The 13,984-nt window shown below is 66.4% G+C and carries 10 protein-coding genes; 6 read left to right on the forward strand and 4 right to left on the reverse strand.

Going from position 1 to position 13,984, the window contains the following annotated elements:
- Window positions 1-2 precede the first annotated feature (2 nt).
- On the forward strand, window positions 3-1,037 hold the full coding sequence (locus tag AC522E_RS20525) for an aldo/keto reductase (protein ID WP_500748073.1): 1,035 nt from the start codon (window positions 3-5) through the stop codon (window positions 1,035-1,037).
- A gap of 41 nt (window positions 1,038-1,078) precedes the next feature.
- On the opposite strand, the gene tesB is transcribed toward AC522E_RS20525, so the two are convergent.
- Window positions 1,079-1,936, reverse strand: a complete 858-nt coding sequence (gene tesB / locus AC522E_RS20530; protein ID WP_500748074.1) for an acyl-CoA thioesterase II — start codon at window positions 1,934-1,936, stop codon at window positions 1,079-1,081.
- Window positions 1,937-2,070: 134 nt separating this feature from the next.
- On the opposite strand from tesB, the gene AC522E_RS20535 reads away from it, so the two are divergent.
- From AC522E_RS20535 to AC522E_RS20545, 3 genes are all read left to right on the forward strand, one after another.
- Window positions 2,071-3,324 (forward strand): ubiquinone biosynthesis hydroxylase, encoded by a 1,254-nt coding sequence (locus AC522E_RS20535; RefSeq protein WP_500748075.1) that lies wholly within the window; start codon window positions 2,071-2,073, stop codon window positions 3,322-3,324.
- Window positions 3,325-3,411: 87 nt separating this feature from the next.
- Window positions 3,412-5,535, forward strand: coding sequence for a cadherin domain-containing protein (locus tag AC522E_RS20540; protein ID WP_500748076.1), 2,124 nt, complete (start codon window positions 3,412-3,414; stop codon window positions 5,533-5,535).
- A 470-nt stretch (window positions 5,536-6,005) separates the two neighbouring features.
- Complete coding sequence (locus AC522E_RS20545) at window positions 6,006-8,279, forward strand: CDC48 family AAA ATPase (protein WP_500748077.1); 2,274 nt, start codon at window positions 6,006-6,008, stop codon at window positions 8,277-8,279.
- A gap of 9 nt (window positions 8,280-8,288) precedes the next feature.
- On the opposite strand, the gene AC522E_RS20550 is transcribed toward AC522E_RS20545, so the two are convergent.
- From AC522E_RS20550 to AC522E_RS20560, 3 genes are all read right to left on the reverse strand, one after another.
- On the reverse strand, window positions 8,289-9,527 hold the full coding sequence (locus tag AC522E_RS20550) for an NAD(P)/FAD-dependent oxidoreductase (protein ID WP_500748078.1): 1,239 nt from the start codon (window positions 9,525-9,527) through the stop codon (window positions 8,289-8,291).
- Between the two features lie 9 nt (window positions 9,528-9,536).
- Window positions 9,537-10,565, reverse strand: a complete 1,029-nt coding sequence (locus tag AC522E_RS20555) for a 4-hydroxyproline epimerase (RefSeq protein ID WP_500748079.1) — start codon at window positions 10,563-10,565, stop codon at window positions 9,537-9,539.
- Between the two features lie 87 nt (window positions 10,566-10,652).
- Window positions 10,653-11,582: a dihydrodipicolinate synthase family protein gene (locus tag AC522E_RS20560; RefSeq protein WP_500748080.1), complete on the reverse strand. Its 930-nt coding sequence runs from the start codon at window positions 11,580-11,582 to the stop codon at window positions 10,653-10,655.
- A gap of 128 nt (window positions 11,583-11,710) precedes the next feature.
- Between AC522E_RS20560 and AC522E_RS20565 the strand changes: the two genes are divergently transcribed.
- Window positions 11,711-12,409, forward strand: coding sequence for a GntR family transcriptional regulator (locus tag AC522E_RS20565; protein WP_500748081.1), 699 nt, complete (start codon window positions 11,711-11,713; stop codon window positions 12,407-12,409).
- A gap of 46 nt (window positions 12,410-12,455) precedes the next feature.
- A complete protein-coding gene (locus AC522E_RS20570) occupies window positions 12,456-13,931 on the forward strand; it encodes an aldehyde dehydrogenase family protein (RefSeq protein WP_500748082.1) in 1,476 nt (491 codons plus the stop codon).
- The last annotated feature ends 53 nt before the right edge of the window (window positions 13,932-13,984 follow it).

Raw genomic sequence — 13,984 nt, forward strand, 5'->3', positions numbered from 1 at the left:
CCATGGAATACAGACGGTTAGGACATTCGGGCCTCGAAGTCCCGGTGCTCAGCTTCGGCGCCGGCACCTTCGGCGGCAAGGGACCGCTCTTCAGCGCCTGGGGCGATACCGACACGACCGAAGCGCGGCGGTTGATCGACATCTGCCTCGAGGCCGGCGTGACCCTGTTCGACACGGCCGACGTCTATTCCGACGGAGCGTCGGAGACGGTCCTGGGCGCGGCGATCAAGGGACGGCGGGACAAGGTCCTGCTGTCCACCAAGACCGGCCTGCCGACAGGCGAGGGCCCCAACCTGTCCGGCTCGTCCCGCGCCCGGCTGATCGTCGCCGTCGAGGCGGCCCTGCAGCGCCTCGGGACGGATTACATCGATCTTCTCCAGCTCCACGCGTTCGATGCGCGGACGCCCGTGGACGAGGTCCTCTCGACCCTCGACGATCTCGTCCGCATGGGAAAGATCCGCTATGCCGGAGTATCCAATTTCGCCGGCTGGCAGCTGATGAAATCGCTCGGCATCGCGGATCGCCACGGTTATCCGCGCTATGTGGCGCATCAGGCCTATTATTCGCTGATCGGCCGCGACTACGAGTGGGAACTGATGCCGCTTGCCCTCGACCAGGGTGTCGGCGCGGTGGTGTGGAGTCCGCTCGGCTGGGGCCGGCTCACCGGGAAGATCCGCCGCGGCGGGACGCTGCCCGAGACGAGCCGCCTGCACCAGACCGCGGAATACGGCCCACCCGTCTCCGACGAGCTCCTGTTTCGCGTCGTCGATGCCCTCGATGCCGTCGCCGAGGAAACCGGAAAGACGGTGCCGCAGATCGCCCTCAACTGGCTGCTGCAGCGCCCAACCGTGTCGACCGTGGTCGTGGGCGCACGCAACGAGGCGCAGCTGCGCCAGAATCTCGGCGCCGTCGGATGGGCGCTGACGCAGGAGCAGATGGCACGGCTCGATACGGCGAGCGCCGTCACTCCCGCCTATCCCTACTGGCCCTATTACCGCCAGGCGGGCTTCGCCCACGTCAATCCGCCCGCCGTGTGACGAGAGCCCGCCGCCCGGTGGCAAATCGGGCGGCGGCTCTCTCAGCTGCGGTCGCGGATCAGGCCTTCCTGCGCTACGGAGGCGATCAGAGTGCCGTCCTGCCTGAAGATCAGACCACGGGAAAAGCCGCGCGCACCGCAGGCATTGGGGGTGTCCTGAGCGTAAAGCAGCCATTCATCGGCTCGGAAGGGACGGTGGAACCAGAGCGCATGATCGAGGCTTGCGGCCTGCACCGTGGGATCGAACACCGTCCTTCCATGCGGAATGAGGGACGAGTCGAGCAGGGTCATGTCCGAGGCATAGGCCAGCACCGCCTGGTGCACGGCCGGGTCGTCCGGCAAACGGTCCGTGGCGCGGATCCAGACATGGAAGAGCGGCGCGCCGGGCTCCTTTGCCATGTAGCGGTGCATCTCCACCGGACGCATCTCGATGGGTCGCTCACGCTCGAAATAGGTGCGCATCGGCTCGGGCATCTTCCGCAGCAGATCGGCCTTCACCACGGTCTCGCTCGGCAACTCGTCCGGCCCCGGCACGTCCGGCATCGGCGCCTGATGCTCGAAGCCTTCCTCCGCCACCTGAAAGGAGGCGGACATGGAGAAAATCGCCTGCCCGTGCTGGATCGCCACCACGCGGCGCGTGGTGAAGCTGCGCCCGTCGCGGATGCGGTCGACCTCGTAGATGATCGGGACCTTCGGATCGCCGGGCAGCATGAAATAGCCATGGAGCGAATGGGGAAGCCGGCCCTCCACGGTCCGCGCCGCGGCGACGAGGGCCTGCCCGATCACCTGTCCGCCGAAAACCCGCTGCCAGCCGACTTTCGGGCTCTGGCCGCGAAACAGGTTCACCTCGAGAGGCTCGAGATCGAGAAGCTTCAGCAGGTTGGCGACGGCACTGGACATGAATTGGGGTCCTCTCGCGAAACTCCATCCATCGGAGAGCCGGCGTGGAACGTCAAGCTTGACGGAAAACGATCCATCGCGGACACCGCCCTTGTGCCCTAGATTCCTCCCGGGATCATCGTCAGGAGACAGCCATGAGCGGACAGAGCCCTCGCATCGTCATTGCAGGAGGCGGCCTCGCCGGTCTGTCGCTGGCTCTCGCCCTGAAGCAGGCTCTCCGCGACGGAATCGACGTGACGATGTGCGATCCGGCTTTGAAGCGGGATCCCCACGGAGACAAGCGCGCCTACGCCATCGCCCCCGCGGCGAGGCGCATGCTCGACGCATTGGGAGTGTGGGGCAAGGTGGCCGACGCGGCGCAGCCGATCCGCGACATGGCGATCACCGACAGCAGCCTGCAGGACCCGGTACGGCCGACCTTCCTGACCTTCGCGGGCGATGAGGCGGCTGCGGGCGAGCCCCTGGCCCATATGGTTGCGGGCGGCGACCTGACCGCCGCGCTGGTCGAGGCCTGCCGGAATGCGGATGTGTCCCTGATGGCGGCGGGCGTGACGGGCTTCTCGGCCGATGCGGCGGGTATCGATGTCGTCACCGATGGGGGCGGTCCCCTGCGGGCGGCCCTGCTCGTCGCCGCGGACGGCGCGCGCTCGCGCCTGCGCGAGCAGGCGGGCATCGCCTGGATTTCCTGGCCCTACCGCCAGTCCGCCATCGTCGCCACGATCCGCCACAGCCGCGACCACGAGGGCCGGGCCATCGAACATTTCCTGCCCGCAGGTCCCTTCGCGATCCTGCCCCTCAAGGCCGAGACGCATCCGGGCGGAAGCGTCCAGCACCGCTCCTCCATCGTGTGGACGGAGCGCAGCACGGAGGTGCCTCATCTCCTCCAGGCCAACCCGGAGGACCTGCTGGTGGAGCTCGAGCGCCGCTTCGGCCTCCAGCTCGGCGCCCTGTCCTTCGAGACGAAGCCGCAGGCCTTTCCCCTGTCCTTCGGAGTGGCGCGCCGTTTCACCGCCGACCGTGTGGCGCTTCTCGGCGACGCGGCCCATGTGATCCATCCCATTGCGGGCCAGGGCCTCAATCTCGGCCTGCATGACGCCGCGGCCCTCGCCGAGATCGTCACGGAGGCGCTGCGTCTGGGCCAGGATCCAGGCAGCGCCGAGGTGCTCGACGGTTACGAGCGGGCGCGGCGGGCCGACATTACTGCCATGGGCCTGGTGACGGACGGGCTCAACCGGCTGTTCTCGAACGATGTCCTGCCGGTCCGCCTGATCCGTGATCTCGGCCTCGGCCTGGTAGACCGGATGCCCGCGCTCAAAAGCTTCTTCATCCGCGAGGCGGCCGGGATGGCCGGGCGTACCCCGCGCCTTCTCAAGGGCGAGGCGCTCTGACGAAGATGCGGCGCCGCAGCCCTTTATTCATGTAACAGGATATCGTATTGGTCTGGAAATCCTCCGTTCCGATCCTGGAAAATTTCCATGACCAATTACTTTTTCGACACGACCCATCCGCTTCCGGCGCCCGGCGCCAACGCCCTCGTCGAATTGCCCGACGCGGGCACGACCTTCGTCGGCCTCGATATCGTCGCCGCGTCGGGCATCGCGCTGCAGACGGCCCTGAGGCAGCGGATCACGATCGCGGAAACGTTCAAGGTTCAGGGCAGCGGCTTCGCCCTCGAACTGAAAGGGGGCGACAGTGCCGTCTACAACGAGGGCGTCATCGTCTCCGATGCCAGTCACGGCATCGTCGTCTCCTATAGTGGCACAAGCGCCATCACGAATATCGGTTCGATCACCGCCGGCGGCGGAACGGGGATCCGGCTGTCGGGCGGGCATGCGCTCATAACGAACCGGGGAACGCTCACCGCTGCCGTCGGACTCGAATTTCAGACGGATGCTCCATCGTCATCCGACACGCTCGACCTCTTCAACGCCGGGACCATTTCGGCGTCGGGCCTCGCCATCAAGGGCGGTGCCGGAGCGGACCACGTCACCAACGCGGATCTGATCAAGACGACCTCCGCCAGCCCCGGCGCGGTGGCCATCGACCTTGGCGACGGCGGCGACATCTATGACGGGACGCAGGGAAATGTGACCGGACGGATCCTTCTCGGCGCCGGCAACGATACCGCCCATGGAGGCACCGGCGCCGAAACCTTCTCCCCCGGCGCCGGCAGCAACTATATCGATGGCGGCGGAGGCCTCAACGATACGGTCGACTATTCCTTTGCCACCGGAGGCGTAACCCTGAGTCTTGCTGCGACGGGCCAGCAATATACCGGCTTCCAGTGGGACCAGATCCTCAACGTCGAGAACGTCATCGGCAGTGCGCAGGACGACAAGCTGACGGGAAGCGATGGTTACAACACGCTTCGCGGCGGCGCCGGCAACGATACGCTCGAGGGCGGATACGGCAACGATGTGCTCGAGGGCGGCGACGGCATCGACACGGTCCGCTATTCGGGGGCCTCGGCGGTGACGGTCTCCCTGGGGAACGCCACGTCCCAGAACACGGGCGCCTATGGCAGCGATACATTGATCGATATCGAAAGGCTGGAGGGCGGTTCCGGTGCCGACAAGCTGACCGGCAACGATCTCGACAACACCCTGACCGGGGGCGGTGGCAATGACAGCCTGACCGGCGGGCTGGGCAACGACAGCCTGGACGGCAGTTCCGGCGAAGACACGGCCGTTTATGCGGGCAACAGCGGTGCCTACACGGTCACAAGCAATGTGGACGGCACCTTCAAGGTCACCGGGCCGGATGGCGAAGACACCCTCAAGGACATCCGCTTCGTCCAGTTCGCGGACAAGACGACAGCCCTTGTCAACAATGCGCCATCGAGCCTGTTCCTGTCGAGCACCGGCGTGTCCGAAGCCACGGCGCCCGGCTCCACGATCGCCACCCTGTTCGGGTCGGATCCCGACGGCGATGCGCTGACCTATTCCCTCGTGTCCAATGCGGGCGGGCTCTTCGCCATCAACGGATCGAGCCTCGTCCTCAAAGGCGCGCTCGATTATGAAGCCGCGAGGCAATACACCGTCGTGATCCGGGCGGCCGACGCTTACGGAAAAGACCTGCTCAAGACCGTCACGCTCAACGTGCGCAACGTGGTCGAGACCAATCCGCTCGTCCTGAAGGGCACCTCCGGCCAGGATGCTCTCGCCGGAGAGGCAGGAAACGACCGCATCACCGGCCTCGGCAGGAACGACACGCTCTGGGGCGAAGCCGGCAACGATACGCTCATCGGCGGAACCGGGAACGATGGGCTGATCGGCGGCTCGGGCAAGGACGTGTTCGTCCTCGATGCACGACCCAACGTGCGCACGAACGTGGACACGGTCTACGACTTCGTGCCCAAGGACGATGCGTTCCAATTGTCACGGAAGATCTTCACCAAGCTGCCCAAGAAGGGCGCGCTCGCCAAGAGCGCCTTCTGGATCGGCGATCACGTGCACGATGCGAGCGACCGGATCATCTACAACAAGAAGAACGGTGCCCTGTTCTATGATCCGGATGGCACCGGCCATGCCGCTGCAATCCAGATTGCGACGCTTCAGAAGGGTCTCAAGCTGACCTATCACGACTTCTTCGTCGTCTGACGACGGCACAGCTGCCGTCAGGGTCATCCGAGCCAGGGAAGGATCCATGGAAACGCCACACCTTGTCCGTCTCCCTGCGGGGGGTGGGGGAAGGCGCGTGTCATCCGGGATGGCCGTCGGGCAAGTCCGGAACTCATGAACACGACGATGCAGGATCAGGCGCAACGGCAACCATAGCCCTTCAGTCTGAATTGTCAGCGGTGACGGGTTTCCCCGATTCGCGCGGTCCTTCGAGCCATCCGGAATGACGGAGAGCCGCCTCGCCTCTGACGGTGAAACGACCCTATTGCCGGCCGTGCATGTTGCCGGGATCGCGATCCCCTCATGCAACAACTCCGCACACCGAACGTTTGTCCTTCGTCATGGGGGCAGAGCGCGGGACGGGTCTGGAACATCCCATCCGGATCGTTCGGCAAAGGGGACACCTCACATCGCGGGCAATTGCCGCGCTTCGGGCGAGGGAGACAATCATGGCGGACGAAACCCAGGGCACACGCCTGCAGGTGGCCAATGCGAGGCCGGAAGACGCCGGGCGCGGCGTCGCGCGCATCAGCCAGAAGGTTCTCTCGGAACTCGGCCTGCACGAAGGCGAGGCCATCGAGATCATCGGCAAGCGCCACACGACGGCCATCGCCGTGGCGCCCTATCCGGAGGACGAAGGCCTCAACATCCTGCGCCTCGACGGCCTCCAGCGGGTCAATGCGGGTGTCGGCAGCGGCGATCTCGTCGAGATCAGGCGCGCCGAGGTGCGTCCCGCGACGCGGATCGTGCTCGCTCCGGCGCAGAAGAACGTCCGCCTCCAGGGATCGGGCGATGCCCTGCGGCGCACGTTCTACCGGCGTCCGCTCACCGCGGGCGACGTGATCTCGACCTCGGTTCATTCCCGCACCGCCGATCCGCGCATGCCCGAGGAGCTCCGCGGACTTCTCAACATCCCCGCCTACGGCCTGCAGGAGATCCGCCTGGTGGTGGTCTCCACACAGCCCCGCGGCATCGTGCAGGTCACGGCCGAGACGGAAGTGGAGCTGCGTCCGCAATTCGAGGAGCCGAAGGACGCGCGCCGGGCCGACGTCACCTACGACGACATCGGCGGTCTGGGGAACACGGTCGATCAGGTCCGGGAGATGGTCGAGCTTCCCTTGCGTCATCCAGAGCTGTTCCAGCGCCTCGGCATCGATCCGCCGAAAGGGGTGCTTCTCTACGGGCCTCCCGGAACCGGCAAGACGCTCCTCGCCCGTGCGGTCGCCAACGAGACGGAAGCGCAGTTCTTCCACATCGCCGGTCCCGAGATCATGGGCAGCCACTACGGCGAATCCGAGCAGCGGCTCCGGCAGGTGTTCCAGGAGGCGCAGCAGAACGCTCCGGCGATCATCTTCATCGACGAGATCGACAGCATTGCGCCCAAGCGGGAGGAGGTGACCGGCGAGGTCGAGCGGCGCATCGTGGCGCAGCTTCTCACCCTCATGGATGGACTCGAGCCGCGTCAGAACATCGTGGTGATCGGCGCGACGAACCGGCGCGAGGCCATCGACGAGGCTCTGCGACGTCCCGGGCGGTTCGACCGCGAGATCGTGATCGGTGTTCCGGACGAGCCGGGGCGCCGCGAGGTGATCGCCATCCACGCCCGGGGCATGCCGCTGGCCGAGGACGTGGATCTCGATGAGATCGCCCGGATCACCTACGGCTTCGTCGGCGCGGATCTGTCCGCCCTGGCGCGGGAGGCGGCCATGGATTCCCTGCGCCGCATCCTGCCCGACATCAACCTGAAGGAGGGGATCCCCTCGGAGGTCCTGGACAACCTCCAGGTGACCCGTGAGGATTTCATGAACGCCCTGCGGCGGGTCCAGCCTTCGGCGCTGCGCGAAATCATGATCCAGGTCCCGAACGTGACATGGAACGACATCGGCGGCCTGGAGGAGGCGAGAACGCTTCTCCGGGAGGGGGTCGAGCTGCCGCTCAAAAGCCCGGAGGCCTTCCGCCGCATGGGCATCCGCCCGGCGAAGGGGTTCCTGCTCTTCGGCCCGCCCGGCACCGGCAAGACCCTGCTCGCGAAGGCGGTCGCCCGGGAGGCGCAGGCGAACTTCGTGGCCACCAAATCCTCCGATCTGCTCTCGAAATGGTATGGCGAATCCGAGCAGCAGGTCTCGCGCCTGTTCGCCCGCGCCCGCCAGGTCGCGCCGACGGTGATCTTCATCGACGAGATCGATTCGCTCGCGCCGGTGCGCGGCGGCGGCATGGGCGAGCCCGCGGTCACGGAGCGCGTCGTCAACACGATCCTTGCCGAGATGGACGGGCTCGAGGAGCTTCAGGGCGTGGTCGTCATGGCGGCCACCAACCGGCCGAACCTCGTGGATCCGGCGCTCCTGCGGCCCGGGCGGTTCGACGAGCTGGTCTATGTCTCCGTCCCGGATGCCGTCGGACGCCGCCACATCCTCGGCATTCACACCAAGAACATGCCGCTCGCCGACGATGTCGATCTCGACGGCCTCGCCGAGCGCACCAACCGCTATACGGGTGCCGATCTCGAGGACCTGACGCGGCGGGCAGGACTCCTTGCGCTGCGGGAATCCATCGATGCCAGGACGGTCACCAAGGCCCATTTCGACCAGGCCCTGCGCGAGACCAGGCCCTCCGTCACGCCCGAGATGGAGCAGGACTACGAGAGCATCCTGCGCACCCTCAAGCAGGAAGGGCCGCAGCGTCAGCCGATCGGGTTCATGCCCGTCCGCCAGGCTGCCGAATAGAGTTTCCGCTCAGCGCGAAAAGCGCTGGGCCGCGAAGGGCGCCGGATCGACAACGCTCGTGCGCCCGTCGACCAGGGCGGCCACCATCTGCGCGGTGACGGCCGCCTGGGTCAGGCCGTGATGGCCGTGCCCGAAGGCATAGATGATCCTCCGGTCCGCGCTGGCCGGGCCGATGACCGGCAGCGAATCCGGAACGGAGGGACGAAATCCCATCCAGCGCCTTGCCGGGCGCGTCTCGTCGAGATGCGGGAGAAAACGCTTCAGCCGCTGGATCATGGCCTCCGTGCGGCGATGGTTCGGCGGGGCCTTGAGGCCGGCGAATTCCACCGCGCCGCCGACCCGGTCTCCCGTGCCGAGGGGTGTCGTCACGAAGCCCTCGCCCTCGTACATGACAGGCCGGTCGAGCCCGAAAGTCCCGGTCGGAAAAGTGGCATTGTAGCCCCGCTCCGTATCGAGGGGGATCCGGTCGCCCGCCTGCTTCGCCAGGGCGGAGGACCATGCGCCGGCGGCGATGACAGCGCGGTCGCACGGCACGGTCTCGCCGTCCTCTGTCCGGATCACGATGGCCCTGTCGTCGCGGTCGATGCCGATGGCCTTGCCGCGGATCCGCTGAGCACCCCGCTCCGTCGCACGTTTGAGCAGATCGGAGGCGAGGGATCCCGGATCGGCAACATGGCAGACCTCCGGGTACAGCACCGCTGCCGCCACCTGTTCGAGGGCGGGCTCGATGCGCTTCAGCGCGTGCGGATCGAGAACCTCCACCGCAATGCCCACATCGCGCTGGCGGGCAAGGAGCGCCTTTGCGCTTTCGAACCCGCTCGGATTTCGCCAGACGGAGAGGAGCCCGCGCTCGAGCAGGAAGTGACTGAGCGCGAGCCGGTCGAGCAGCGCGCGCCAGGCCGGCAGCGCCTGCGCGTTGATGGACCGGATCGCCGTCATGCTCGATGCGATGGCCCCCGGTGACGAAGCGAGGACGAAGCGCAGGAGCCACGGCATCAGCCGGGGCAGATAGCCGGGCCTGATGGTGAGCGGCCCGAGCGGGTCGACCATCCAGCCCGGCAGGCTGCGCCACACCTTGGGAGAGGCCAGCGGCATGATGTCCGTATGGGCGATCCAGCCGGCATTTCCGTCGCTCGCCCGGCCCTCCATGCCCTCCGGGTCGATGAGAACGACCTCGTGACCCGCGTCGAGGAGGGCATGCGCCGCCGCCGTTCCGACAATTCCCGCGCCGATGATCGCGACCCGCATGTCAGGACCTCATGCCCGGCCTGTCCGGTCGACCACCTGGAAACCGTGGGCGAAGGGATCGCGGTCGTCGATGATGATGGTGTTGAAGCCGGTCACCCGCGCCCAGCCCTCGATCGATGGGATGATGGCGTCGCGGTCGCCGACCTTGGCCCGTCCCTCGATGCGGCCGGCGAAGGTGGAGCCGATGATGCTTTCGTGGACGAAGGTGTCGCCTTCCTTCAGGTCGCCGCGTGCGGCCAGCTGCGCCATGCGGGCGGAGGTGCCGGTGCCGCAGGGCGAGCGGTCGATGGCCTTGTCGCCGTAGAAGACCGCGTTGCGGGCGGTTCCGCCCTCGGTCTGCGGCGTGCCGGTCCACATCACATGGGTCAGGCGGTCGATGGCGGGATTGGTCGGATGTGCGATGGTGTAGCGCGCGTTGAACGCCTCCCGCAGCTTCGGGCTCCAGCGCAGGACATTGGAGGGGTTGATCGCCGACAGGTCGGCATAGAGCGCCTGCGGCTCGACGATCGCGTAGAAATTGCCGCCATAGGCGACGTCGACCTTCAGCGTCCCCAGGCCCTCGACCTCGACCTCGACCTCGTAGCCGGTCCCGTACAGGAAGGACGGCACGTTGGTGATCCGCACCTTCTCGATGAAGGGTCCGTTCTGCTCGTAGCGCGCCTCGACCATTCCGGCCGGAGTGTCGAGTCGCAGGAGCCCGGGCGTCTTCGGATGGATCAGCCCGTTTTCGAGGGCAATGGTCACGGTGCCGATGGTGCCGTGTCCGCACATGGGAAGACAGCCAGACGTCTCGATGAACAGGATGCCCACGTCGCAATCCGGCCGCGTCGGCGGATAGAGGATGGAGCCGGACATCATGTCGTGGCCGCGCGGCTCGAACATCAGCCCGGTGCGGATCCAGTCATGCTCCGCCAGGAAATGCTGGCGGCGGTCGAACATGGTCTCGCCCTTGAGAATCGGAATGCTCCCGCCGGTCACCACGCGGACCGGGTTTCCGCAGGTATGCCCGTCGATGCAGAAGAAGGTGTGCCGCGCCATGAATGCGTTCTCTGTGGAGATTGTCGCCGACCGTAGGGGAAGAGAGCGGGACGGTCGAGGAGGGGGCTCGACCGTCCCGCCAATCAATCAGGCGGCCGGCTTGAGCCCGACCTCCGGGAGGGCGGGGCGCGTCTTCAGGACCCGATCCATGACCGCCTCGACGGCGGCGCGCTCCTCGGCGCCGAGCGCAAGCCGCGGCGGACGGGTGATGTCCGAACCCCGGCCCATGATCTTCTCGCAGAGCTTGATGCATTGCACGAGATCGGGACGCGCATCGAGGTGGAGGAGAGGCATGAACCATTCGTAGAGCGGCATCGCCTCCTCGAAGCGGCCGGCCTTCGCGAGGCGGAACAGGGTCTCGCCCTCGCGCGGGAAGGCGTTCGACATGCCGGAGATCCAACCCGCGGCCCCGAGCATGACGCTCTCGACCACCACGTCGTCGAGGCCCGCGAAGAGCACGAAGCGGTCGCCGACCATGTTCCTCACGTCCGTGAAGCGGCGCGTATCGCCCGACGAATCCTTGAAGCAGACGACCGTGTCGCAATCGGCGAGCGAGGCCAGGATCTCGGGTGTCACGTCGTTCTTGTAGATGGGTGGATTGTTGTAGACCATCACCGGCAGGTCGGTGGCTTTCGCAACGCCGCGGAAATGGGCTGCGGTCTCATGCGGCTTCGAGGAATAGACGAGAGCCGGCATCACCATGACGCCGTCGAGACCGACACGTTCGGCGTCCTTCGCAACCTCGCAGGCGAAGGCTGTCGTGAACTCGGCGATGCCGGAAATCACCGGGACCCTGCCGCGGGAGACGGCCTTCGCGGTTTCCATCACCGCCACTTTCTCCGTGCGGCTGAGGGAGGTGTTTTCCCCCACCGTGCCGCAGACCACGAGCCCGGACACGCCGTCCCGGATCAGTCCTTCGAGGACCTTCGCCGTCGCGTCGAGATCGAGGGAGAAATCGGACCTGAATTGTGTCGTGACCGCGGGAAACACGCCTTCCCAGCCGATTCTTGCGCCCATGTCGTCCTGCTCCTGAGACAGCGGTTGAGATTTCGTATTGTAGATTGTATAAAATCTTCCATGTCAAGCCAACCGGGTCCGGAGCTGCTATCATCCCGGCTCCGCCGATCCTCCGACACCGGCCACAGATGAATTTCAGAGCGCCACCCGCCGCGAAACCGGCCCAGAAAACCCTCCGGCACCGGACGATCTCCGCGGCCGTCGCCGAGGAGCTGCGTCGTCGAATCATCGACGGGGCCTTCGCGGCGGGCTTCCAGCTGCGCCAGGACGCGCTCGCCACCGAGTTCGGCGTCAGCCGCATTCCGGTCCGCGAGGCGCTGATGCAGCTCGAGGCAGAGGGACTGGTGAAGATCCACCCGCACCGGGGCGCCATCGTTTCGGAATTGTCCACCGAAGAGGTGGAGGAGCTCTTCGAGCTGCGCGCGCTGCTCGAACCGCGCCTGCTGAAAGCCTCCGCGCGCCACCTGACGGAGGACGACTACCGGCAGCTCCATGCGATCCTGCAGGAGTACGGCGCGGAGCTGCGTGCCGAGCATGTCGGCCGCTGGGGCGAGCTGAACGCGGAGTTCCACAGATTGCTCTACCAGCACGCCGGGCAGCCGCGAACCCTTGCGATCGTCATCAATCTTCTTCAGGAATGCGACCGGCACACGCGGCTGCAGCTTTCGCTGACCGGAGGGATGGAGCGCGCCGAGGCGGAGCATGCGGAGCTCGTGCGGCTGTGCGCCGAGGGAAATGTCACGGTGGCCTGCGCGCTGCTGAAAACGCATATCGAGAATGCGGGCAAATCGCTTCGCGAATACATCAAGGATCACCATAAGGCGTGATCCTCAACCTTTCGAACACGCAGCAGACATGAGATGGAGCGCTGACATGAAGAAGAACTATATCGGCGGAGCATGGGTCGAGGCGGCGCATGGGGCGTCCAACGTCAATCCCTCGAACACCAACGATGTGGTCGGCGAGTTCGCCCGTGCCGAGGTTGCCGATGCTCACGCCGCCATCGCCGCCGCTTACGACGCCTTTCCGGCGTGGTCGCGGTCCTCGATTCAGCTGCGCCACGATATCCTGAAGAAAATCGGCGACGAAATCGTCGCCCGCAAGGACGAACTCGGCCAGCTCCTGTCGCGGGAGGAGGGCAAGACCCTGCCCGAAGGCATCGGCGAGGTTGTCCGCGCCGGCCAGATCTTCCAGTTCTTCGCCGGCGAGTGCCTGAGGCAGGCGGGCGACAAGCTCGCCTCCGTGCGCCCCGGTGTCGATATCGAGATCACCCGCGAGCCGGTCGGCGTCGTCGGGCTGATCACGCCATGGAACTTCCCGATCGCCATTCCGGCCTGGAAGATCGCGCCCGCGCTCGCCTATGGCAACACGATCGTGTTCAAGCCGGCGGAACTGGTGCCGGGTTCCGCCCATGCCCTGTCCGAGATCATCGTCCGCGCCGGCGTGCCGGAGGGCGTCTTCAACCTGGTGATGGGCAGGGGCTCGGTGGTCGGCGAGGCGCTGCTGACCAGCCCGGAGGTCTCGGCGATCTCGTTCACCGGCTCGGTCGCCACCGGCCGCCGCATCGCAGCCACCTGCATCGCGGCGGAGCCGATGAAGAAGCTGCAGCTCGAAATGGGCGGGAAGAACCCGCTGGTGGTGCTCGACGATGCCGATCTCGACGTGGCAGTGGATTGCGCGGTCAACGGTGCCTTCTTCTCGACCGGCCAGCGCTGTACCGCCTCTTCGCGGCTGATCGTGACGCAGGGCGTGCACGATCGCTTCGTCGATGCGGTGAGTGCGCGGATGCGCAGCCTCGTCGTGGACGACGCCCTCAAGCCCGGCACCCAGATCGGGCCGGTTGTCGACCAGAACCAGCTCGACCAGGATCTGTCCTATATCCGCCTCGGGCAGGAAGAAGGCGGCAAGCTCGTCTGCGGCGGCGAGCTTCTGAACCGGGAGAACCCCGGATTCTACCTGGCGCCGGCCCTGTTCACGGAGATCGACAATTCCACGCGCATCGCCCGCGAGGAAATCTTCGGGCCGGTGGCGACGGTGACGCGGGTGCGCGACTATGAGGAAGCGCTGGCGGTCGCGAACGACACGCCGTTCGGCCTGTCGTCGGGCATCTGCACCACAAGCCTGAAATTCGCCTCGCATTTCAAGCGCAACAGCGAGGCCGGAATGGTGATGGTCAACCTGCCGACGGCGGGTGTCGACTATCACGTGCCGTTCGGAGGCCGCAAAGGCTCCTCCTACGGGCCGCGCGAGCAGGGCCGCTATGCAGCCGAGTTCTATACCACCGTCAAGACCGCCTACACCTTCGACGGCAACAAGCCCGAGCCGCCGAAGACCCGCGCCAGCGAGTGAGTCGGACCATGGCCGGGGCCTCGCGGCTCCGGCCATGCCACCGGGATGGCTCT

It is taken from the genome of Microvirga sp. BF8 (genome assembly GCF_059888585.1).